This window comes from Clostridium coskatii, assembly GCF_001675205.1.
GTDB lineage: Bacteria > Bacillota > Clostridia > Clostridiales > Clostridiaceae > Clostridium_B > Clostridium_B ljungdahlii.
Genome location: NZ_LROR01000022.1, coordinates 47,431 through 71,737 on the forward strand (window position 1 = coordinate 47,431; position 24,307 = coordinate 71,737).

The following is a 24,307-nucleotide window of genomic DNA, read 5'->3' on the forward strand; positions in this document are numbered from 1 at the left end:
AAAAGCTATTTTATACAATCTTAAAATGGGAAATTTAAATGAATAGTAAATTTAAGATGGTCAAATCATCTTTAGGTGTATTACTTTCTGTGTTAATTTTTATTTTGACTTTGCCTTATTTTGTGAAAGGTGCTTCAAATATACCTGTACCAACTAAATTAAAGTATATAAATGATTATGTAGGAATTGTTGATGAAGGTTCTAAAAACTATATCGTATCACTTGGAAGTGAATTAGAAAATAAAACTGGTTCACAAGCAGCAGTGGTTATAATTAGTTCACTTGAAGGAAAAGATATAGAATCTTATTCCAATGAACTTTTCAGAAGCTGGGGAATTGGACAAAAAGGTAAGGATAATGGGCTTTTAATATTATTATCAATAAATGATAAAAAGTGGAGAGTGGAAGTAGGGAGAGAGTTGGAAGGCGTAATTACGGATATATATTCTTCTAGAGTTATGAATAGTGAAGCAATTCCACTCTTTAAAGAAAAAAGATATGGTGAAGGTTTAAAAAATGCTTATTTAGTTTTTGCAAGAGATATAGCTAAAGAATATAATGTTAGTTTGCAAGGAAGTACTGAAACTGTACAGGAGCGAAAATCAGTTTCTGTAAATCCTGTAGTAATATACTATATTCTGGGCGCTTTCCTATTGGATATTTTACTAAATAAAGCAAGGATAACTAAGTTTTTATTTTATTTGTTGTTTTGGAATTCTTTTTGGGGAGGCCCAAGAGGCGGCGGCGGAGGCTTTGGTGGAAGTAACCAGGGCGGATTTGGAGGAGGCAGCTCTAGTGGAGGTGGTTCTTCAGGAAGTTGGTAAAATTGTAAATGAAGATTAGATTATTAACTTATGCCTATTTCAAAGTCTTTTATTAAAACACTTTGAAAAGCATAAGTTAATTTTTATTATATAAATTTAAAAGTAAATAAATTATGGATACTTTAATAGGTTTGCCATAAGAATGAGGTATAATAAATCTATATCTTTTTTGGCTTACATTTTATATAATCTCTACATTGTTTATTTGTCAATTAAAATTAGTTTAACCACTACTTTTGTCAATAATTTAAAATACCATTAATTGCATAACCAATGTACTGAAAAAAATTGAAAAGCATCCTATATCTCCCTTATGATTATCTTGCAGAAAAAATCAAAATAAGGAGTGATTATTGAATGCCTTTAGACTTTAATTTTATAGAAAATCTAATAGGATTGCAAGATATTAAGGTAACATTTGTAGATGCAAATAATGGAGTAGTTGAAATATATGCAGAATCAAAAACTCATTTAGTTAGAATATATTTGCTATTGCTTGAGGGTATTATAATAAATCTATTTTTATGGGATAAGTACCATAACTCCTTACAGTATCCATAAGTGCTTGTATGTTTTCAATTGGAGAACTTATAGGAATTTGACACCCTGTACTAAGTACAAAGCCTTTTGGATTATCATATGCTTTTTTTATGCATAACTTGCTCTCTCTTACTACATCCTCGTAGCTCCCATATTTCACAATATCTACTGGTGGTACATTACCCACTAAACAAACTTTATCACCCACAGCTTTTTTAGCCTCTTCTAAATCTTCAATATTATCAATACTTAATGTAACTATTCCTGATTCCACTAAACTGCTCCATATTTCCTTGCTCTTGCCACACACATGTATTGATGTATTTTTGCCACTCTTTTGTTTCATTCTATCTATACATTTCTTTTGATAAGGCAATGAAAACTCCTTATATAATTTTTTACTAATTATACTTGAAGAAGAAAGTGGATCTGCCATTGAAAATCCAACACCCATATTAGCAATGATATCTATAATTTTGAAATTGGACTCTGTTACAATGTCTAAAAGCTGATGAACTTTTTCTGGATATTTAATTAAAGCCTTTAAAAACTTTTCAGTACCTAATAAATCTGATGCAGTGGTAAACGGACCTGGAATGTTACAACCAACATTTACTTCCTTAGATAAAGCATCATTTAACATTTTTAATGCTTTTAACCTTATTGGAATTTTACCAGCTTTATACGGGTTAATCGGAGAAAGCTTATCTAAATCATTAATATCATTTAGCGCTGGATCCTCAACATAAGAAATTCCGTTTTCAGGATAAGTAACTTTTGTTCCCATAGCTTCTGCCACTTCTCTAAGAGAAATTCCTACCCCTACACCATCATGCCTAAATTTTTTAAAAAGAGATATTTCCAATTCAACAATTACTTCAGGATTATTATAGTATTCATAAGTAGTTTTTCCTATAAAAGAAGCTAAGGTAACACCCATATTAGGTTTACAAGGAATTCTATCAATAGGTTGACCTTTTGCAAAAGCTTGCATTCTTTCCTTTGGAGTCATCAAGTCTTTTTTAATTTTCATTTTTAACACCTCTTTATTATATACACCACTTTACAAGTAATTTAAAACTACCAAAAAATGCAACGTACCAAATACCTCTTAATTATCAATACTAATATTGTATAAACCAGTATGATAGGAGGTATCTGGTACTATGATTAGTATTGACGAAAAATCAACAATTAAAACAATTAAAAATTATTTTTGTAAATTCGTGCAAAAAATACAAAAGAACAAAATTAATGAAGAAGTTCTTGAGGCAATTAATTCCTTGATTTGCTCAGATGAAGCTAGTTAATTTTCTTGTAAAATGGTGTTATATATAAAAAAGGCTGCAATTATATATTATTACAACCTTTTTCTTCAATTATTAAAATAGTGGAACCATTGCACCCTTGTACTTTTCTTGCAGAGCCTTTTTTACATTTTTAGTACGAATAGAATCTTGAAGTAATTTTGCAAGTGGATCTTTTGATTTGTCCTTATTAACTACTAATATTATAGAATATTTTCTTGTCTTTAAAGAATCATCTATAGCTATAGCACTTTTAGGATCTATATTGCATTTCACAGCTACACTTGATGAAGTTACACCACAATCTACATCTGGCAAAGCTTTAATAATACTCCATCCATCCATTTCTACTATTTGAAGATTTCTTCTATTTTCTACTATATCTATTTTTGTTGGTGAAGCTACACCAGCTTTTAGCTTTATTAAACCTTTACTTTCAAGTAATTTTAATGCTCTTCCCTCATTTGATGCATCATTAGGTACAGATATTTTTGCTCCATCTTTAAGTTCATTCAGACTTTTTATTTTAGTTGAATATACTCCATAGAAAGTAGTAACTAAACCTTTATCAAACTTAATAAGATCAGTTCCTTTTTGTTTATTATATGTAATTAAATAAGGTTCATTTTGATGGAAGGTAGCATCTACACTTCCTTCCTTTAAAGCAACATTTGGAGTTATTGCATCATCAAAAACCTTAATTACAAGCTTATTACCACTTTTCTCGAAATCAGGTTGTGCTGCAACTAAAATATCTTTAAACAATGCCGTTGTAGCTACAGTATATGTTTTATTACTTTTTGTGCTACTATTTGATGTTGTTGATTGAGTCTTACTTCCACAAGCTGCAAGTGATATTGATAATATCAATAATAAACCCAATAAAGCTATTTTTCTTTTTTTCATTATTAATCCTTCTTTCATTTGTTTACTTTAATTTATTATATAAAAAGCCTCCTAATGATTGAATAATTTGAACTAACACTATAATAACGCATACTGTACCATACATTATTGTCTCATCAAAGTTTTGATAACCATATGTAATTGCGATTGCTCCTAACCCTCCAGCACCTACAGTTCCAGCCACTGCACTTGCACCAAGTATTGATATGGTTGCTAATGTTATTCCAGCTATAATAGAAGGCAATCCCTCACTAATCATTATTCTAAAAATAATTTGAAAATTAGATGCTCCAAAGGATTTGGCAACTTCAATAAGATTTTTATCAACTTCTTTGAGAGAAGATTCTATAATTCTAGCTATGTATGGAGCTGCTGTAATAGTAAGTGGAACAACTGCAGCTTTTTCTCCTATAGAAGTACCTACAATAAATCTTGTAAAAGGTATAATAGTTACCATTAAGATTATAAAAGGAAAAGATCTTATTATATTTATCAATGTGTCTAATACACCATAAATATATTTATTAGATTTCAAACCATCTTTACATACTACAATTAATATAATTGCTAAGATGAAACCTAAAATTGTAGCATATATTGTGGTTAAAAATACCATTTGCAATGTTCTTAAAAGTTCAGGAAAGATAATCTTGAAAATAAGATCTGAAAAATCAATGCCCATTGCTTACTACCTCCCATGCAATTGACTTTCCTTCTAAAAATTCTGTTACCACTTTTAAATTTTCTCTATTAGTATTTATCACGATGGAACCAAGCACTTTGTCTCTATATTTATCTAGTTTTGCTGATGCTATAGAAAAATTTATATTAAGAATCCTTGCTATTTCGGATAAAACCATTTTATTTACACTGTCTTCCAGGTAACGAATTCTAATATTTACACCTTCACTTGGAAGCATTTCTTCAAATTCCTCTCCTAGAAGATTTTTAAGAGCTTTAGGTTTATTTAAAAATATATCGCTAACATCTCCTGAAGCTGAAATTTCTCCGTCCTCGAGAATAGAAACTTTTTGGCAAATCTGTCTAACTACAGACATCTCATGTGTTACTAAGACTATTGTTATACCTAGTGTTTCATTTATTTTCCTTAAAAGAGACAATATTGATGATGTGGTCTTTGGATCTAATGAAGAAGTAGCTTCATCACAAAGCAAATTCCTAGGGTTAAGAGAAAGAGCTCTAGCTATTGCTACTCTCTGTTTTTGCCCCCCACTCAAAACTCTAGGTCTAAGATACATCTTATCTTCAATATCTACAATTTTAAGTAATTCCCGTACACGCTTGTCTATAATTTCTTTTTTATACCCCCAACATACCATTGGTAAAGCAACATTATCATATACAGTTTTTCTTTCCATTAAAGAAAAATGTTGAAATATCATACCTACATTTTTTCTAAATGATCTCAATTCCTTGTTACTAAAGTCTTTAACTTCTAACCCATCTACTTTAAGGGAACCTGAATCGTAAGTTTCAATACCATTTATACATCTAAGAAGTGTAGACTTACCAACACCACTCCTTCCAATAAGTCCATAAATCTCTCCATCATTTATTGTAAGGTTAATATTTTTTAAAACCTTTTTACCACCAAAAGATTTATGTACATTAAAAATTTCAATCAAACTGAATGTTCCTCCCTTTAAGTTTCTACTATACGCGTATTTTATATAAATAAAATTACATATATAGCCTATTAGTTTAATAAATTAACAAAAAATCTTTTATATCATTATAAATCGCAAACACCATGAATTCAAATGCAATTTATTTATAGAAACAATTAAATCTATTTAAAAAAATAATAGATTTAATGTCGTAAAAGGTAGAATCGAAAACCTTGATAAGAATGTATGTTCGTATAGTTTATATATATTAATCTACTCTATTTGAAAAGTAGAGCTGATTTTTAGCCAGCAATCCAAAAATCATACGAATTAATTTACGAGATGTTAACGCGAGTGCTCGTTTGTGATGGTGTATAGTTATTTTAGCAAGTTTTTTCTGATAGTACTCTTGATATTCAAGAATATGGCAAACAACGCTTCCTGCGGATTCTATCAAATAATAGCGTAAATAACGGTTACCAGCTTTGTTAATAGCTTTAAGCTCTTTATCAAAAGCTTGAATGCAGTTAAAAGAGCATGTTATAGCGGTTGTTAATGGTTCATACAAACATCTATCAAGACGGTATGAATCACGTGCAGCTTGTTGTAAAACTTCAGTAGTCATTTTGGAATTTGATATCCATTTACGACTTTTTTTATTGACGAATTCAACAAGTTCTTCAATTGGAGTATTTGCAATATCTTCGGAAGATAGAAACTCAATGAATATTGAAGATGCGGTAGCACCATGTTTATTTGTCAATTAAAATTTTATTCAGTTGATTTACAAATTTATCACTTTCATTAATCCAAGGACTATGGCCAGAGTGTTCAAACCAAACAATTTCCTTATGGGGTGCACGTAAAACATTATAATAGTCTTCAACTAATGAGATTGGAGCATTAATGTCGCGCCTTCCTATAAAAAAATAGATTGGTATTTTTACTTTTGCATAATTTTTCCTTAAATCAATACTATAAAGCTGAGGGTAAACATGATTGAATGTATTAGTAAGGCCCCACAAAAAGTTGATCTTATCTACAAGGTTATATTCCGATGAAGAAATATCTCTCCATGTATTAAAATGAGAATTATATATTCCCGGGTCTTTTTGCATATAAGAGCTTAAGTAATTTAAATACTCTGCACTTTTCCAGGTAACGTCAGTTCCATAATATGGTGGATGACCATTTGATCTTAGCTTTGTAATCTTATTAGTATTATTTTTAATCTGAGCTATTTTAATGGCGTTCTCGTAATCTAATTCTTCTGTTTTAGAGAAATCAACCATTTGTCCTGTCCCAACAAAACTGTAATACTTTTCTGGGTATTTTTCAGACAAAAAGATACCAAGAGCACTTCCCCATGACTCGCCAACTAAATAGATTTTATCCTTTTTAAATGTTTTACATAGATATTTAGTTAATGCATATCCATCTTGAACATAGGTATTTACATTTAAATTTTTGACATTTGCAGCATAATAGGATTTGCCAGAACCAGGCTGGTCCCAATTCACAACAACAAAATTCTTCTCAAGTTTTTGAAGATTATAGCGTACTGCAGCCATTTGAGTCCCACCAGGGCCTCCTGCTAAAAATAATAGTACTGGATTATTTTTGTTTTCTCCCCTTATGCTAATCCACTCTTGTCTACCATTTAATTGTACTTTTCTTAATTCAGCAATGCTTTTTGGTAGGGGATTTCCGTTCTTATCCACAATTATGGGAGTGTCAGTTGAAAAATAACTAAATATTATTAATATAAGTATCAATATAAATAAACTTCCTAAAATTACGGTATTTCTTTTTAATTTTAAGACTATGTTATTCAAGGGAGCTTTTTTTCTTATCTTTAGTATCCACAACATCCCAATAATAAGCTCTGTTATAAAGGTTCCCATAATTGAAATAAGAAGTATTGAAAAAATAATTATCTGTATCATAAAAGTTACTCCTCAAAAATATGAATCAAACTAATTACATAGTAATTTTTCTTAATAATAGATTTGACTAATGGTCGAATTTATATATTTATGTTATCATCTTTTCGACTATTATTAAACAAGGCGTTGATGAAAAGTTGTTTCAGTGTGATAAGCCAGAGGAAACTGCTGAGATTATATTGTCTACATATTGTTTTTTATTTGATCCTGGCATATTTTCATGGACTCATGAGCAAGTTTATAATAAAACAAAGGCATTAGCTGATTTGTTAGAATGTGGACTAATGGCACCAAAAGGAAGTATGCAATTTCTTTGTGAATAATGCAATGTTTTTAAAATAAAGGACCATCTAGTTAAAGCCAATATTTTCATAAAATATGGGCTTTAACTAGATGGCCTTTTTTTATCGTCTTCTCAACCTTACAATAATGTAATGCTGCTTAATAAATATTGTAAGGTAGATAAATGGCTCATGTTAAGGATGTTTTTTATAATTTATTTAAAGGTTGAAGTTAAAGAATATGTACAGTTCTAAACTTGAAACTTTAAATAAGTAATATTAAGAAAAATACTAGTTAATTTCTTAATATGTTAAAGCTATGGAGGAACATGAGCATGTGTTATGAAAGATTTAAAAAAAATATAAATTTCTTGAAAAATAAGTTAATAAAACGGATGTTTGCAATTATATCAATGTTTATAATATGTTTTGGAAGCAACGTTACAGTCTTTGCAGAATCTAATTCAAGTGATAACTTGTTAAGTAATAAAGATGATTTGAAAGTATTTATGGATAATACTTTTCAGAAAAAGATGAAGGAAGAACATGTTCCAGGAGCAGTTATTACTGTGGTTAAGGATGGAAAAGTTATTTTTAGCAAAGGATACGGATATGCTGATTTAGAAAATAAAGTACCTGTGACACCTGATAAAACTTTAGTAAGAATAGCATCGGTATCAAAGCTTTTTACTTATACGGCAATGATGCAGCTTTCTGAACAAGGTAAGGTAGATTTGAAGGCTGATGTAAATAAATATTTAAAAGGATATACCTTAAAAAATAAATATTCAAATCCAGTAACAGTGGAAGAACTTCTTACACATACATCTGGTATAGATGATAATAGAATAGCAGATTTGTCAAAAGATAAAAGAGATTTACTTCCTATGAATGATTTTTTAAAAAAACATCTACCTAAAGTAGTAAGAGAGCCTGGAACTGTCATTAATTACAGCAGCTATGATGCAGCGTTAGCGGGTGGGATTGTTGAGCGAGTTTCTGGAAAACCCCTTAATAATTTTATTGAAGATAATATATTTAAACCACTTAAAATGAGCAATTCAACATTAAATAGAGATATGAATCCAAAAGGCTTGGAATGTGGTTACAATTATGAGAATGACAAGATAGTTAAAGCTGAACTATTGAAAGGATATTTTAATAATTATGCTGTTGGTGGTATAATATCAACTTCTGAAGATATGGCTAAATTTATGATAGCTCAGCTTAATAATGGAGCATATAGGGATAAAAGAATTTTACAAGAAAGCACAGCTATTGATATGCACAGTCAGCATGCAACTTTTGATAAGAGATTGCCTGGAATGGCTTATGGGTTTAATGAAAAATATGTAAAAGGGTATAGGGCAATTGAGCATCCAGGATATTCACCAGATAATATATACAGTGGTATGACTTTATTTCCAGATGAAAATTTAGGAGTTTTTATATCTATAAATCAAGGAATGAATAATCTACCAGATGAAATTGTGTCAGAAATGGTTGCAAAATATTTTCCAAAGAAAGAAGAAGCAAAGAATAAAAAGCCTTATTATACATCAAAAAGCAATCTAAAGGATTTTATAGGCACTTATAGATTTAGTGAAAACCCTGTAAGTACTTTTCATAAAGGGGATGCCTTTCCAGAAGGAGAGGATGTCACTGTAAGCTTAAAGGATGGAAAAGCCTTAACATTAACAGGTAAAGATGTTTTCGTTGGAAATAAATATAGCACAACTCTTAAAGAAATAGAACCATTGGTATTTAAAAGAGCTGATACAGGAGAGTATGTTATATTTAAGAAGAATAAAGCTGGAAAAATTTATTACTTAGCACAGCAGCAGGACAGCTGGCATGGTACTTATGAAAAACTTAACTGGTATGAACTTTCAGACGTGCAAATAGGAGTAACTTTATTTTCTTTAATAATATTCTTAATTGTAGTTATATTCTCTATTGGAAGGATAATTTATAATACAATAAAGAAGAAAAATGGTGAGACAAATCCTTTGAAAAAAACTAATTTTTACATGACTTTTGTAATAAGCTTATTAAATATTACTTTCTTTATTGCAGCATTATTCGTACTGGGAGAACCAACACGATATGGTATAAGTGTGGGTGCCAAATTGTTACTATGTGTGCCAATATTGAGTTTAATTTTAAACTTACTCTTTTTAGTTTTTATAGTAATGGACTGGATGAAGAAAAACAGTAAATTACAAACTAGATTATATTATTTCATTGTAGATCTTACAGGAATATTATATATGTGGTTTTTAAATTATTGGAATCTTTTTGGATTTAAGTATTAGAAAATATAAGTGCAAACTGGGAGGATTATTATGAAGGTATTGACTGTTGAAAATGTAAAAAAAATATATGGTAGAAGTTCATGGGGCAGTGTTTCAAAGGCATTAAATGGAGTTAGTTTTGATGTGGAAAAAGGAGAGTTTGTCGGCATTATGGGACCATCTGGAGCAGGAAAATCCACATTACTAAATGTTATAGCAACTATAGACACACCCACTTCAGGAAGCATAAAAATAGGTAACCAGTATATAGTTAATTTAAAAGAACCTAAGCTTTCGCGATTTAGAAGAAAAAAATTGGGATTTATTTTTCAAGATTATAATTTGCTTGATACTTTAACTTTGAAGGAAAATATAATACTGCCTTTAGCACTTTCTAAAGTAAAGGCTAGTGAAATAGACGAAAGGGCAGAAAGAATAGCTTCTGCATTAGGTATAAGTAAGATACTTAATAAATATCCCTATGAAGTTTCTGGGGGACAAAGACAGAGAGCTGCTGCAGCTAGAGCTATAATAATCAATCCAGAACTCATACTGGCAGATGAACCAACGGGTGCTCTTGATTCTAAGTCATCAGGGGAATTGCTTGGCTGTATGAGCGAATTAAATAAAGAGCAAAAAGCTACAATTTTGATGGTAACTCATGATGCTTTTGCCGCCAGTTTTTGCAGAAGAATTATATTTATAAAAGATGGAGAATTGTTTACTGAAATAAGAAGCAGTGGAGATAGAAAGGAATTCTTTGACAGAATTTTAAAAGTTTTAGCAGTACTTGGAGGTGGAGTAAATGACCTTCATTAGTCTGGCTGTAAATAATGTTAAGAAAAACTTTAATAATTATGTTATGTATTTAATAAGTGCTGTCTTTTCTGTTATGATATTTTATATATTTTCTTCTATAGCCTTTAATGAGGTGATTATGAGACTATCAGATAATAAGCCTATAGTTAAAGCTATATTCAAAGCTTCAGCGGGTATAGTTGCACTATTTTCTTTTGTATTCATATGGTATTCGAATAGTTTTTTCTTGAAAAGAAGAAAAAAGGAAATAGCAATTTATTCTATGGTTGGTATGGAGAAAAAACAGATTGCAAAAATGTTATTTTATGAAAACTTAATTATAGGAGCTCTAGCGATATTATGTGGAATAGTACTAGGCACAATGTTTTCTAAATACTTTTCACTTATGCTAATTTATCTTATGAAGGAAACTTTGAATATAAAATTTATCATTTCACTTAAAGCTTTTGAAATAACTATTGTAGTATTTTGCATACTTTTCCTATTAAATTCCTTTCATAGTTACAGCATAATATATAGATACAAGCTAATAGAACTTTTGTCATCACAAAAAGAAGGAGAAAAGCAGCCTAATACTTCATTAATTACATCAATATTATCTTTGGTATTTATTGCAGCAGGATATATTATGACATATGATAAAACTACAATGCAGTTAGTGAAGATTGGAATACCAATAGTTATTTTAGTGTCTATAGGAACTTATTTTCTTTTTAGCAGCTTCATTATAATCTTTATAAGAGCTATTAAGAGAAATAGAAGTGTTTACTATAGGGGAGAAAATATGATATCTGTATCACAAATACTCTATAGGATAAAAAGTAATGCAAAAACTCTTTCTGTTATTGCACTCTTAAGTGCAGTAACCTTAACTTCTGTTGCAGCATCGTATTCATTTTATAAAACTACAGAAAAAGATATGGGAAAGAATATGGTCTTTTCTTATGAATTTGTTAATGCAGATAGCTCTTTAAATAAAAAAATTGAAGATACGATAAATAAATATGATAATAAACTGATCTCACGAAATAATTTAAAACTCATAAGTGCAAAAGTAAATCTACCTATTTTAAATAAAGATGATTTTGAAGGAAAAATCATATCACAAAGTGATTATAATAATGTAATTACAATAAAAAATAGGGGAAACAAGGTGAACTTAAAAGGCAACGAATGCTTATTCATTCAAACAAGTCAGGGAAGCAGTAAAAAGCATAACTATTTACATAATACGGTTTCAGTTAAATTAGAAAATTCAATAATGAACTTTACAATTATAAAATCTACAGATGTACAAGTAGTAAGTCCTACTGTAGCAGCAAGTACAATTGTTGTTTCAGACAAAGTCTTTAAAGGTATAAGTTCTCAAAATAAAATTACTAATATGAATGGATATATAGTACAAAATCCAGAAAAATCAAAGGAACTTACAAAAAAGTTGAGTATGGAAGTACCGAAAGACATATGTGTAGATTCTTATTATGACTCTTATCAGGGATTTTATAAAGGTGGAGCTATTTTAATTTTTATTGGAATGTTCTTAGGAATATTATTCTTCTTAGCAACAGGTAGTATAATATCTTTTAAACAATTGATGGAGGCATCTGATGATGAAAGAAGGTATTCAACTTTAAGAAAAATAGGCATGAACAGGCAGGAAATAAAGAAGTCCATAGAGAAGCAATTATCAGTAACGTTTGGAATGCCTTTAATAATTGCTATTTGTCACAGCACAGCAGCTTTAATAGTATTTCAAAGATTGATGAATGAAGGAATAATGAATTATTGTATAATAATAATGTTGGGATATATACTTATGTATTTTGTATATTATATAGTAACTGTAAATTCCTATACAAATATTGTTTGTAAAAAAGAATAAGGATATTTAAAGACTGGGGTGTGCTATGTTTAAGATACTTGTAATTGAAGATGATGAAGTTATAGGAGAAGAAATACTTAATGCTGTGAGAAATCATGGATATGAGGGAAAAAGAATTGAAGATTTTAATAAGGTCATAGAAGAATTTGTTAAATATAAACCAGATCTGGTGCTTTTAGATATAAACCTGCCAGCTTATGATGGCTTTTATTGGTGCGGAAAAATAAGAATGCTTTCAAAAGTTCCTATAATTTTTATATCTTCTAGGACCGAAGAAATGGACATAATAATAGCAACAAATATGGGAGGAGACGATTATGTTACAAAACCCTTTTCAATAAATATATTACTAACTAAGGTAAATGCACTCTTAAGAAGAACTTATTCTTATTTTAATGATTCAAAATCAGATGTAATTACACACAAAGGACTGATATTAAATTTAAAAGATGATACAGTTATGTATGATGGTAATAACGTTCAACTTACTAGAAATGAATTTAAAATTCTACACATACTTATGAAAAATAGAGGTACTATAGTAAGTCGTGATAGGATTATAAGGGAACTGTGGCAAGATGAAAGTTTTGTTGATGATAACACTTTGACTGTAAATATTGCAAGACTCAGAAAGAAACTTAAGAATATTGGCCTCCCTAATTACATTGAGACCCAAAAAAGTATGGGGTATATAGTATGAGTTTAAGAGAATATTTAAAAGATAGGAGAAATTTAATTGCTTTTTTTACCATACTCATGGTATTTATAGGCGGAATGATTTTATTTGATAGTTCTATAAAAATGTTAAAATCTAATGCAGAATATTTAATTATAGTTTCTTTTTTACTTTTTATAATATATCTTGTAATTGATTATAGTTTAATTAGATTTAATATGAACAAAATTAGAAATATACCTAAGGAAGGATTAGAGTGGATTCACAGTTTACCTTCTCCAATGAATTATGAACAAAAATTTTATCTTGATGTAATTAATAAGGTGTATGAAAATGCTAATCTACAAATAGAAGGGCTTATTAATAATAACAATGAAAGTGTTGAATTTTTAACTACCTGGGTTCATGAAATAAAAACGCCTATTGCTGCATCTAAACTAATTATTGAAAATAATTTAAGCAGTGAGAATGAAAAGACATTATATGGAATAGAAATGGAGATAGAAAAAGTAGAAGATTATGTTCAAAAAGCTTTGTTTTATTCCAGAATAAATGATTTTTCTAAAGATTACAGAATAGATAATGTTAAAATTGAAACTGCAGTAAAGGAAAGTATAAAAAGTGAGGTATCCTGGTTTATAAATAAAAACATAAAATTGAACATAGAGGATCTAGATGTAGAGGTTGATACCGATTATAAATGGCTTGAATTTATAATAAAACAAATTTTAGATAATGCCATAAAATATACCCCTAAAGATGGAGGTATACATATATATACAAAAGTACAAGAAAAGGAAAAAATTTTATATATAAAAGACAATGGCATAGGAATAAAAAGAGAAGATATTGCAAGAGTCTTTGAAAAAAGTTTTACAGGTTACAATGGAAGGGTAAAGCGGCATTCAACTGGAATGGGGCTTTACATAAGCCAAAAACTTGCAGGAAAGTTAGGGCATTATATAGCTATAGAATCTGAATATGGAAGAGGCACTGAAGTTTCAATCCATTTTCCCAAGTTAAGTAAGTATATTTCATAAACAAGAAAATTACAGGGTTTATCTGTAATTTTCTTGTTAGGTAAAAGTGTAATTATTTTACACTATTCTTTGTTCTACTTTTTTTACTAAGAATTAAAGATAACATGAAACCTATTCCAATTAGCACAGCAGCAACTGTTATAGAATGATTAAAGCCGCTGTATATTGCTTTTACTTGACTACTTGGATCTGTCCCAATATTCATATTTTTTAAGTAGATATTTTGATAAGCTGTCATAACACCCACAAATAGAGCTGAACCTAAAGCACCAGCTATTTGCATTCCAGTATTTACTATAGCAACACCATCTGCTTGGTTTTTACCTGATAATTCACTAAGTGAAGTTGTTTGGGTAGTTGACATAGACATAGATGTTCCCACCATTATAGCACAATATATAAGAGTAATTGTCCTTATAGGAGTTGACGGTGAAATACGTGATAGTACAAAAGTAAAAATGCATGCTACTAGAAAACCTAATGGAATCAGTATACTTCCGCCTATTTTATCATAAATCTTACCAACAAATGGAGTTAATACACATCCCACAAGAATAGGTGGTAATATAGCCATTGCTGACGTAAAAGAAGATGTTTTTAAGCCATTTTGAAGCAGCAAAGGTAATATGACATTTATTGAAAAGTTAAACATTTGCATTAATATAATTAATAGTACACCTATTGTAAATATAGGATGTTTAAATGATCGTATTTCAAGTATTGGCTGTTTTAAAGATAACTGACGTTTCCCAAAGAAAATTAATGCTATAAATCCAATTACAAAAATAGCAGCAGTAGATAATAAGTTTGAATTACCAGCTGAACTTACTGAATATATAATGCCTGCAAATCCTATAGTTGACAGCAGTATGGATAAGCAATCAATTTTAGGTTTTGTTATCACAGAGATATTTTCTAAATAAATATAACCTCCAATAATACAAATCAATAAAATCGGAATTAAGAGAATGAATAATGAATGCCAGCTAAAGTGCTGCAGAAGTAAACCAGAAACCGCTGGACCAAGTGCAGGCCCTAATGTGATGATACAAACACATAATCCCATTATTGAACCACGTTTTTCTGGTGGTGTTACTATTAGAGCTGAATTCATCATAATAGGTATGAGCATACCAGTGCCTAATGCTTGAATTATTCTTGAAATTAATAGTGCTGTAAAAGTGCTAGAAAATACAGCGCATAGAGTCCCAATTAAAAATAATATCATTGCACTTAAAAATAGTTGCTTTGTAGTAAAAGTGTGAATAAGAAAAGCTGTAACTGGCACAAGAATTCCAACTACTAGTACGTAACCAGTAGTAAGCCACTGTGCTGTAGTAGCTGTAATGTGCATTTCTACCATTAATTTGGGAAATGCTACATTTAATATAGTTTCGTTAAATAGTGCTATGAAACTTCCAAGTAATAATACAAACATAATTGCTTTTGCATTGTACCTAGGCTTTTTTTCTGTATAAATTTTTTTTGATTCCATAAATTATAATCTCCTCAAATCTATTTTCTAGACCGGTCTATATATTAAGAGCGTAAATGAATATTTAAAAAATAATGCGAAGTAAAGCTTCGCAAGTTTTTTAATTTATGTATGAATTCAATAAAATACCGATTTGTTTACTAACTGTCAAAAGAGCAATAGGGTTTTTTTCAGTAACTGATGCTGTAATGGCTCCTTCAACTATAATTTGAATAAAAATACCTAATTCCTGTGCAGTTTCTTTAGAAAATCCACCTTCAATTAACTTTTTAGTATATATGTTTTGTATATCTAGAAAAGCTGATTCACAGGCTTTTCTCAAAGATTCAATTGACAAATAAGTTTCTAAAGCTATAAGGCTTAAAGAAATATCTTTTAGTTTTCCATCCATTTTTAAATCTTCTATTATATTCTTAATTACGGATTGAATAGCTTCAATTGGATTTGAGTGTTCATTTAATGTAGCTTGCAATTTATTTTGAATAGCTTCACTGGCAAGTTTTATAGCTTCTAAAGCTAATTCTTCTTTTCCACCTGGGAAATAGTAATATAGAGAACCTTTAGGGGAGCCACTTTCTTTTAAAATTTCACTTAATCCTGTAGCGTTATATCCCTTAACTTGAAAAAGCATTGATGCTGCTGTAAGTATTTTTTCTCTTGAGCAAGTTTTATTTTTCATTGAAGTAATTTCCTTCCTTATAATATAATGACTGGTCTACATATATATTATAAATACAATTTTAATTATGTCAAGATAATTTTTCGGATTTTTGAATTGATTACCATTACTTACAAGGATATTTGACATTAATCTTCATGGCACAGGTTGATATAATTTAATTTAATTGCTTTTTTTGATATAATACTTATATAAAATTTTTTAGATGATGAAGGTGATGTTCTAGTGCCAAAAAATATATTTTCTGGTTTAGAAGATTTAGGATTTGATGATATAGATGGAATAGATTTGTACCATACAAAAAAAGAAGAAATAGAAAAAGAGGAAACGCTTCAATTAACGGATGAAGAAAAACAAAAAAAATTATTATATGATTGTGAAATTACATGTCCGGTTTGTGATAATGATTTTAAAGCTAGAGCAGTTAAAACTTCAGCTGCGAGAATTTTAAAAAGAGATTCTGATTCATTTATTATATTTGATGTTATAAATCCTTATTTTTATGATGTATGGGTTTGCGACAAATGTGGATATGCCGCAATGAAAAGGGACTTTAATAAAATTAGAGATTCTGAAATTGATCTAGTAAAAGAAAAAATCAGACCAAAGTGGCAGCCTAGATCTTACCCAGAGGTATATGATGTGAATGTAGCTATAGAAAGGTTTAAACTTTCTTTGTTAAATTATTATGTGATAGGTGCAAAAGCTAGTAAAAAGGCAATGAACTGCTTAAAATTAGCCTGGATGTATCGAATATTAGAGGACTCTGAAAATGAAACTGTATTTTTAAGACAGGCTTTAGAAGGGTTTAACTATGCTTATTTTAATGAAGCGTTTCCATTATATAACATGGATAAGTTTACTTCTATGTACATTATTGGTGAATTGAATAGAAGATTGGGAAATAATGATGAAAGTTTAAAATGGTTTAGCCAGGTAATAACAACCCATGGAGTCCCTTCAAAGCTTAAGGATCGAACTAGGGAGCAAAGAGATTTAATAAAAGAAGCTGAACAATTGGAAAAGGGTGTTGATGAACTAAATAACGATGAGGTTATTTCAAAAGAAGATCAAAAACCTAAAAAAGGATTTTTTTCAAGATTTTTTAGTTAAACGGATGTAACAAACCATCCGTTTAACTCATAAATTTGTAAATTAGTCCGCCTATTAGATATATAAACAGAGTTCTTGGTATCAGATGGAGTTTTGACTCCATCTGATGCTTAGAAATCGTTATCCAGGGACGTAGCTGCTCTTTACTCCCCTTGAAGAAGGGGGGGTATTAGAGCAGGTAGTCATCGGATAAATATTAACATAAAGTGAAAAATGACTAAAATACTTTTATGATTTCATAAACTGTAGTATTATGTGAATGAACTGAACTTAAAGTGAGTTTTTGAAAGGGGAAATATTTATAATGGAATCCACAGAAATTATTGAACTACCTTTAGACATATCAGTGGATATTGATGAGGGAATAGAAAAATTGCAATCTTTTATGATGCGTTATAGTTCTGCTATAAAAGAAGTTAGGACTAAACTTGAAATATTAGATAAAGAATTTAAAGTAAAGAGGAAAAGAAATCCCATAGAATATATTAAATCTAGAGTTAAGGAACCTAGAAGCATAATAGGAAAACTTAAGCGAAAGGGTTTGGAACTAACACTTGAATCGGCAAAGAAGAATTTGAATGATATAGCAGGCATAAGAGTTATTTGTTCATTTGTAAGTGATATATATGAAATTGCAGATATGCTCAAAAGACAGGATGATATAACTTTGATTAAGGAGAAGGATTATATTAAAAACCCAAAACCAAATGGATATAGAAGTTTTCATATGGTTCTAGAAATTCCTATATTCTTTTCAAACCATGTAGAACCAGTGAGAATAGAAGTACAGATAAGGACTATTGCTATGGATTTTTGGGCAAGCTTGGAACATAAATTATATTATAAAACAGCAGGGAAGGCTCCAGTACATATAAAGAGTGATTTAAAGGAATGTGCAGATGTTATATCAAAAACAGATATTAAGATGCAGAATATACAACAGGAATTGGAGAGATTAAATTAATTTTAAATAGAATCTTAGCATAAGGTGGGGTTTTAAACTCCATCTTATGTTGATTAACACTATATTATTTATTGCTTAAATATGAACATAATAGAGGTTACTAACTACCAGAAGATAGATTTAAGACTTTTTCTGATGGTGAATTCCTACCCATTTTAAATATATTGTTGAAAAATTATTAATTTGTAGTACAATGTAAGTAACAATAATTATTAATTAATATACAATTTAAACAAAATTACTTTACTAGGAATGGGAGGAATTAATTTGTACTTTAAGAGTATTAAGACAAAAATGGCTGTATCCTTTGGAATATTGATTTTAATTATGTGCATAGGACTTGGTACAGTATCTTTTATAGAATCTTATGATACGTTAGCTTCAAATGCTACTGAATCCTTGCTTCAAATGGCTCAGCAATCTGCAAAATTTGTTCAAACTAAAATTGAGGGACAATTAGATGTAATGGAAGGGCTGGCAGGAAACTATTATATAAAAAGTGATGTATTATCTATAGATCAAAAATTAAATATTTTAAAAGATGAGGTACAGAGAAGTGGACATATAAGTATGGGTATAGGAGATGTTAATGGTAATGTTACATTTACAGATGGAGTAAAGGCAAATTTATACGATAGAGAGAATTATAAAGAAGCACTTCAAGGAAAAAGTTCAGTTTCAGATCCGGTTTTAGGAAAGGCAGATAATAGGCTTGTTATGTCTTATGCTGTTTCTATTAAAGATGGTAGTAAAGTTAAGGGAGTTTTAATTGCCACACGTGATGGAAGTGAATTGAGTAAATTAACTAATAATATTAAGTATGGTAAAACTGGAACAACTTTCATGATAAGTAAAACTGGACATACAGTAGCAAATAAAGATATATCCCTTGTACGTAAAATGGAAAATGTAATTGAAAAAAGTAAAAAGGATCCAAGCTTGCAGGAACTAATGAAATTTGAAACCTATATGATGGAGGGAAAGAGTGGTGCAGATGGGTATACTTATAGAGATGGAACAAAAAAATATATAGGGTATGCACCTGTAAAAGGTACCAACTGGTCCTTAGGAATATCTGTACCCAAATCTGAAGTTATGGAAAGCCTCACAAAAAATGAAATCTTTCAGGTAATTACAACTATTATTTTTGTATTAATAGGTGTGTTAATAGCATTTTTCATTACTTCACTTATATCAAAACCTATAAATGTAATTACAAAGCATTTAAAAATAGTGGCGTCTGGTGATTTTACAATGCCGATACCTGAAAAGTTGTTAAAAATGAAAGATGAATCAGGTGTGCTTGCGGTTGCAGTAAAGAATATGCAGGAAAGTCAGGGAAATATAATTAGGAATATAATAGAAGAATCTTCTAATGTAACTGAAAATATGAAACAAATTAATGTGGAAATGGAGAATCTTAATAAAAGCATAGAGGAGATATCTGCAACTACAGAACAGCTGTCAGATACTACTGAGGAAACCGCAGCATCTACTGAGGAAATAAGTGCAATATCAAGGGAAATTGAAAAGGATGCAGAATCTATATCGAAAAAGGCACAATATGGTTCAGAAAGTGTTTCAAATGCAAGCAGTGCATCACAGAAAATGAAACAAAAAGCAATGAAATCCAGGGAGAGTATAATGAGCATATACAAAAATACAAAAGAAAGTTTGGAAGATGCCATTAAGAAATCAGAAGATGTTTCTAAGATTAATGAATTGTCCTCAGCAATTCTTGATATTATGGAAGATACTAATCTATTAGCGCTAAATGCGTCTATTGAAGCTGCTAGAGCAGGAGAAGCAGGTAGGGGTTTTGCAGTTGTAGCAAATGAAATAAGAACTCTTTCTGATGATTCTAAAGATACTGTTAATAGAATACAGCAGGTTACAAAAACTATTTTAGAAGTGGTAGATAATTTATCATCTAGTGCTTATGAAATATTGGAATTTATAGATAAAAATATTTTGCCTGATTACAATGAAATTGTAGAATCTCATGAAGAATCCAGTAAGAATTTCTTAGACGTAAATAATATAGTAACAGAGTTTAGCACTACTTCTCATGAACTTCTTGTATCAGTTCAAAATGTATCAAAACTAATGCAAGAGATATCCGATAGTGGAAATGAACAGGCAAGTGGGGCTCAAAATATTGCAGGGGAAACCTCTTACATAACTAAAATGGCAGGACACGTTGTAGAATTAACTGAAAAAGCAAAAGAAAAATCTGACTCATTAGTGGGCATAGTTTCAAAATTTAAAGTATAGAGGTGCTAATATGGAAAGATTAAATAAACTTTTGGGAGGATTATTTGGAGTAGCCTGTGGAGATGCATTAGGGGCAACTTTGGAATTTTTATCTCAAGAAGAAGGACGCAAAACGTATGGGTATCTAAAAGACATTATAGGCAGAGGCCATTGGAAGTTGAAGCCTGGTCAGGTTACAGACGATACCATGATGACTTTATGTGTAGCAGGAGGAATACTTGAAAATCCTGAATGTCCTATTGAATCTATAGGTAATAGGTTTGTAAAATGGTACAATAGTGATCCTAAGGATATAGGGATGACTTGTGAGCTAGCTATAAAAAAGTACATTGAAACTAGCAATTGGAAAGAGGCCTCATTTTATGTACATCATATATCCAAAGGCAGGACGGCTGGAAATGGGACCATTATGAGATGTATACCAGTTGCATTATATTACAGAGATTACAGCAAAATGATAGATATAAGCAGGCTGCAATCTAAAATGACACATTATGATGAAAAAGCAGCAGATGCCTGTGTAATATATAATACCATTATTTATAAATATTTAAATGGAGAGGATAAGGAAGGCACTATTACAGAGGCAATTGACAGCAGTGAAGACTATAAAGATGTAATGAATATGAAAAAAGAAGAACTTATACCTTCAGGATATGTAGTTGACACTTTAAGGTGTGCACTCTGGTGTTTTATGAACAATTCAAATTTAGAAGACACAGTATGTGAGGCTGCAAATTTATGTGGAGATGCTGATACTGTGGCTGCAGTTGCAGGGGGAATTGCAGGTACCTATTATGGATATGACAGTATTCCTGAAAGATGGAAAAATAAGATAGAGGTAAAAGATAAATTAATGAGTATTGGAGAAAAAATAAATAGCACCTATAATTAATATATAAATATTTTCTCCTCAATTGAAAATACTAGTTTATATAAACAGAGTTCTTGGTTTCAGGTGGAGTTTTTTCTCCATCTGAAACTTAGAAATCGTTATCCAGGGGCGTAGCAGCCGTTATCCCCCACTTTATAAGAAAAGCAGATATCCCAAATTTTTGATTTGGTGATAGTCGCTTTCACAGAGTGCGATGGAGGTATTATGGCTGGTAGCCATCGGATAAATAATAAATAGTAAATCGAAGGAGGAGTAAATATGAATTTTCCAACATCTTTTCCAAAGCAGCATCAGAATCATCATCCGGGATTTCAGTATGAAATGAATCCTATGCCTATATGTGATGATGCTGTGTATAATAGAAAAGGAGACCTTTTAAAAGGGAAAACTGCAATAATTACAGGTGGTGACAGCGGGATAGGTAGAGCTGTTTCTATAGCTTATGCCAGCCAAGGTGCAGATGTAGTAATTGTATATTTAAATGAACAAAAAGATGCTGAGGAAGCTAAAAGACTTGTGGAAACCAAGGGAACAAAGTGCACACTTATAACAGGTGATATTAGTGATGTAAATTTTTGCAATAGCGTTGTAGAAAAAACCATAAGTGAATATGGGAAAATAGATATACTAGTTAATAATGCTGCTGTCCAATATGAATGTACTGATATAAAGCAGTTATCAGATGAACAATTTGACAGAACTTTTAAAACCAATGCATATGGGACTTTCTATATGACAAGGGCAGCAATGAATTATTTAAAATCAGGAGCATGTATAATAAATACAGCTTCTATAGTGGCTTTTAAAGGAAGTGCCACACTTATAGATTATTCTATGACAAAAGGTGCAATAGTAGCTTTTACTAGATCATTATCTACTGCACTTGCAAAAGGGAAGACTGGAATAAGGGTAAATGCAGTTGCGCCAGGGCCAATCTGGACACCGCTTATACCATCTTGCTTTGATGAAACAAAAACTTCCCAGTTTGGTGAGGATATGCCAATGGCAAGAGCAGGTCAGCCTGTGGAATGTGCAGGAGCTTATGTATTTTTAGCTTCTCAAAATGCATCTTATATTACAGGTCAGACGATTCATGTAAATGGAGGAGAAGTAGTGAATGGTTGAATTAACCTGCTAAACTTTACCGATTCCCATCAAATATTGATTATTCCCACTAAACTTTGGCGAAATTGCTATTTGGGTAGGAATTCCACCAATCCAAAACTCAAACAAAAACCAGGTAAACCCCCAGAGCTGAGAACAAAATCTCAGCTCTATTTAAATGAGAAGAATTAGATTTAAGAACCTTAGAAGAACTTATTTAGGTGCGTAGCTACTATTATGAACAGCATAAGAAATCTAAATCGCTGAAGACTAAGAATTCTAATATCTTCCACTTTGATAGAAAAGCAGATATCCCAAATCTTTGATTTGGTGATAGTTATTTTCACAGAGTGAGTGGGAGTGTTACAGTAGGTAGACATCAGATAAATTGAGCGATTTCATCTATATTTTTACGTACCTTACTGCGGAGAGTTGTATCTGCAGAATATCCTACACTTACGACAAGCCTAATTCTTTTAGAATTTGGTATGTTGAGTAAATCCTTAAGCTTTTTTTCATTAAACCAACCCATAATGCAGGTAGATAGTCCTTGCTGCGTAGCTGCTAGACATATGTGAGCAGTTGCAATTCCTATATCTATGGGGGCATAATCTTGATTCTTAATTTTACCACCAATTCTAGCTTTAATATCTGTTTTTTCTTGAAGTACAATAATAAATGAAGGACAATTATCTGTAAATTTATTCATTCCTAGATCTTGAAGACATTTAGAAACCTTAGGTGACAGGTCTTTATTATTTACAATAATAAATCTCCAGGGTTGACCATTGCAAGCTGAGGGCGCAATTCTAGCTGCTTCTATACAGGCAACTAACTTTTCCTTTTCTACCTCTTTTTCTTTATAGTTTCTGCAGCTTTCACGTTGCTTGATTAAATCAAAATAATCAGTCATAAATACATCCCTTTCATAATTTGTTCATTTAAGTCCTTTATAATAATATAGTTTACGTTTGTCAAGATATATTTACATTTAGAGTTTTCCCTTTTTTCAGAAATGATTAATTATATTAATACTATATAGCAATTAAATTCAGTTATATTCATACTAAATTCAGTTTGAGTTGATATAGCTGTTCACCTATACTATAATGTTATTAAAAGGTAAGTAATAAAGGAGAGGTGTTACGTTTTGGACAACAATATATTAAACCTTGAACAGGCTATTGATTTTTTAGGAGTCAGCGAAAAAACTTTAATCAAATTATTGCGTGAAGAACATGTTCCTGCCAGAAAAATCGGGCGTGAATGGCGCTTCAACAAACAGGCATTGATAAATTGGATTGCGTCTGGAGATTCTATGGATTACATCAATCAAAATGAACGATATATTGTTTCAGAGGATATTTCGGGTGAGTCTACTGCTCTCTTTGACAAAATTGATGAAACGCTGAAAACAGTGAAGGAGCATGGTTATAAAATAAAATCAATTCTGAAACAACTTGACAAAGATATAGAAGTTCCTGATAATTCCACGCTGCGTATCAGTTATAAACAGCAGAGAGAAGTTGAAAAACTGGAATTTAAAGTGTTCTGGGATTTGCGGGAAAATTCAAGGTTTGAATCCAATAAGAAATAATCTATATATCAAAAATTATAGATGTTGATTATTTTGTATAAGC

Annotated in this window: 23 protein-coding genes; 14 read left to right on the plus strand and 9 right to left on the minus strand. The window is 30.5% G+C overall.

The features are described 5' to 3' along the window. The first annotated feature begins 38 nt into the window (after window positions 1–38). Complete coding sequence (locus tag CLCOS_RS01370; RefSeq protein ID WP_063599979.1) at window positions 39–824, plus strand: TPM domain-containing protein; 786 nt, start codon at window positions 39–41, stop codon at window positions 822–824. Between the two features lie 505 nt (window positions 825–1,329). Here CLCOS_RS01370 and CLCOS_RS01380 read toward each other — a convergent pair. After that, window positions 1,330–2,397 (minus strand): uroporphyrinogen decarboxylase family protein, encoded by a 1,068-nt coding sequence (locus tag CLCOS_RS01380; protein ID WP_082853472.1) that lies wholly within the window; start codon window positions 2,395–2,397, stop codon window positions 1,330–1,332. A gap of 133 nt (window positions 2,398–2,530) precedes the next feature. On the opposite strand from CLCOS_RS01380, the gene CLCOS_RS22220 reads away from it, so the two are divergent. Further along, complete coding sequence (locus CLCOS_RS22220; protein WP_156496357.1) at window positions 2,531–2,674, plus strand: hypothetical protein; 144 nt, start codon at window positions 2,531–2,533, stop codon at window positions 2,672–2,674. Window positions 2,675–2,746: 72 nt separating this feature from the next. Here CLCOS_RS22220 and CLCOS_RS01385 read toward each other — a convergent pair whose 3' ends face one another. From CLCOS_RS01385 to CLCOS_RS01405, 5 genes are all read right to left on the minus strand, one after another. Next, a complete protein-coding gene (locus CLCOS_RS01385) occupies window positions 2,747–3,577 on the minus strand; it encodes a MetQ/NlpA family ABC transporter substrate-binding protein (RefSeq protein ID WP_063600031.1) in 831 nt (276 codons plus the stop codon). Window positions 3,578–3,599: 22 nt separating this feature from the next. Further along, window positions 3,600–4,259: a methionine ABC transporter permease gene (locus tag CLCOS_RS01390; protein WP_063599977.1), complete on the minus strand. Its 660-nt coding sequence runs from the start codon at window positions 4,257–4,259 to the stop codon at window positions 3,600–3,602. Further along, complete coding sequence (locus tag CLCOS_RS01395) at window positions 4,249–5,223, minus strand: methionine ABC transporter ATP-binding protein (RefSeq protein ID WP_063599976.1); 975 nt, start codon at window positions 5,221–5,223, stop codon at window positions 4,249–4,251. Before CLCOS_RS01395 ends, CLCOS_RS01390 begins: the two co-directional genes overlap by 11 nt. 250 nt (window positions 5,224–5,473) lie before the next feature. Continuing rightward, entirely contained in the window at window positions 5,474–5,968 is a 495-nt protein-coding gene (locus tag CLCOS_RS21270; protein ID WP_242866866.1) for a hypothetical protein, read from the minus strand. Then, complete coding sequence (locus CLCOS_RS01405) at window positions 5,958–7,109, minus strand: alpha/beta fold hydrolase (RefSeq protein WP_242866865.1); 1,152 nt, start codon at window positions 7,107–7,109, stop codon at window positions 5,958–5,960. Before CLCOS_RS01405 ends, CLCOS_RS21270 begins: the two co-directional genes overlap by 11 nt. A 140-nt stretch (window positions 7,110–7,249) precedes the next feature. Between CLCOS_RS01405 and CLCOS_RS01410 the strand changes: the two genes are divergently transcribed. The 6 genes from CLCOS_RS01410 to CLCOS_RS01435 all read left to right on the plus strand — a co-directional run bounded on the left by CLCOS_RS01410 (window position 7,250) and on the right by CLCOS_RS01435 (window position 14,143). Then, window positions 7,250–7,474, plus strand: coding sequence for a hypothetical protein (locus tag CLCOS_RS01410; protein WP_430392606.1), 225 nt, complete (start codon window positions 7,250–7,252; stop codon window positions 7,472–7,474). 293 nt (window positions 7,475–7,767) lie between these two features. Further along, entirely contained in the window at window positions 7,768–9,747 is a 1,980-nt protein-coding gene (locus CLCOS_RS01415) for a serine hydrolase domain-containing protein (RefSeq protein ID WP_063599973.1), read from the plus strand. Between the two features lie 30 nt (window positions 9,748–9,777). Further along, window positions 9,778–10,545 (plus strand): ABC transporter ATP-binding protein, encoded by a 768-nt coding sequence (locus CLCOS_RS01420; protein WP_063599972.1) that lies wholly within the window; start codon window positions 9,778–9,780, stop codon window positions 10,543–10,545. Then, window positions 10,532–12,427: an FtsX-like permease family protein gene (locus CLCOS_RS01425; RefSeq protein ID WP_063599971.1), complete on the plus strand. Its 1,896-nt coding sequence runs from the start codon at window positions 10,532–10,534 to the stop codon at window positions 12,425–12,427. Before CLCOS_RS01420 ends, CLCOS_RS01425 begins: the two co-directional genes overlap by 14 nt. Window positions 12,428–12,452: 25 nt before the next feature. Beyond that, window positions 12,453–13,127, plus strand: coding sequence for a response regulator transcription factor (locus tag CLCOS_RS01430; RefSeq protein WP_063599970.1), 675 nt, complete (start codon window positions 12,453–12,455; stop codon window positions 13,125–13,127). Next, window positions 13,124–14,143: a sensor histidine kinase gene (locus CLCOS_RS01435; RefSeq protein ID WP_063599969.1), complete on the plus strand. Its 1,020-nt coding sequence runs from the start codon at window positions 13,124–13,126 to the stop codon at window positions 14,141–14,143. The genes CLCOS_RS01430 and CLCOS_RS01435 overlap by 4 nt, the downstream gene beginning before the upstream one ends. A gap of 52 nt (window positions 14,144–14,195) precedes the next feature. Here the strand turns inward: CLCOS_RS01435 and CLCOS_RS01440 are convergent, their stop codons facing one another. Then, on the minus strand, window positions 14,196–15,638 hold the full coding sequence (locus tag CLCOS_RS01440) for an MDR family MFS transporter (protein ID WP_063599968.1): 1,443 nt from the start codon (window positions 15,636–15,638) through the stop codon (window positions 14,196–14,198). 100 nt (window positions 15,639–15,738) lie between these two features. Further along, window positions 15,739–16,317 (minus strand): TetR/AcrR family transcriptional regulator, encoded by a 579-nt coding sequence (locus CLCOS_RS01445; protein WP_063599967.1) that lies wholly within the window; start codon window positions 16,315–16,317, stop codon window positions 15,739–15,741. 225 nt (window positions 16,318–16,542) lie between these two features. Here CLCOS_RS01445 and CLCOS_RS01450 point away from each other — a divergent pair, with 225 nt between their 5' ends. From CLCOS_RS01450 to CLCOS_RS01470, 5 genes are all read left to right on the plus strand, one after another. Beyond that, window positions 16,543–17,430, plus strand: coding sequence for a DUF2225 domain-containing protein (locus CLCOS_RS01450; RefSeq protein WP_082853469.1), 888 nt, complete (start codon window positions 16,543–16,545; stop codon window positions 17,428–17,430). 304 nt (window positions 17,431–17,734) lie between these two features. Continuing rightward, on the plus strand, window positions 17,735–18,394 hold the full coding sequence (locus CLCOS_RS01455) for a GTP pyrophosphokinase (protein WP_063599966.1): 660 nt from the start codon (window positions 17,735–17,737) through the stop codon (window positions 18,392–18,394). A 267-nt stretch (window positions 18,395–18,661) separates the two neighbouring features. Next, window positions 18,662–20,668 (plus strand): methyl-accepting chemotaxis protein, encoded by a 2,007-nt coding sequence (locus tag CLCOS_RS01460; protein ID WP_082853468.1) that lies wholly within the window; start codon window positions 18,662–18,664, stop codon window positions 20,666–20,668. Window positions 20,669–20,678: 10 nt separating this feature from the next. Beyond that, window positions 20,679–21,563, plus strand: a complete 885-nt coding sequence (locus CLCOS_RS01465) for an ADP-ribosylglycohydrolase family protein (RefSeq protein ID WP_063599964.1) — start codon at window positions 20,679–20,681, stop codon at window positions 21,561–21,563. 258 nt (window positions 21,564–21,821) lie between these two features. After that, window positions 21,822–22,688: an SDR family oxidoreductase gene (locus tag CLCOS_RS01470; RefSeq protein ID WP_063599963.1), complete on the plus strand. Its 867-nt coding sequence runs from the start codon at window positions 21,822–21,824 to the stop codon at window positions 22,686–22,688. Window positions 22,689–23,046: 358 nt separating this feature from the next. Here CLCOS_RS01470 and CLCOS_RS01475 read toward each other — a convergent pair whose 3' ends face one another. After that, window positions 23,047–23,580 (minus strand): nitroreductase family protein, encoded by a 534-nt coding sequence (locus CLCOS_RS01475; protein WP_063599962.1) that lies wholly within the window; start codon window positions 23,578–23,580, stop codon window positions 23,047–23,049. A gap of 237 nt (window positions 23,581–23,817) precedes the next feature. On the opposite strand from CLCOS_RS01475, the gene CLCOS_RS01480 reads away from it, so the two are divergent. Beyond that, complete coding sequence (locus CLCOS_RS01480; RefSeq protein ID WP_023161678.1) at window positions 23,818–24,264, plus strand: helix-turn-helix domain-containing protein; 447 nt, start codon at window positions 23,818–23,820, stop codon at window positions 24,262–24,264. The last annotated feature ends 43 nt before the right edge of the window (window positions 24,265–24,307 follow it).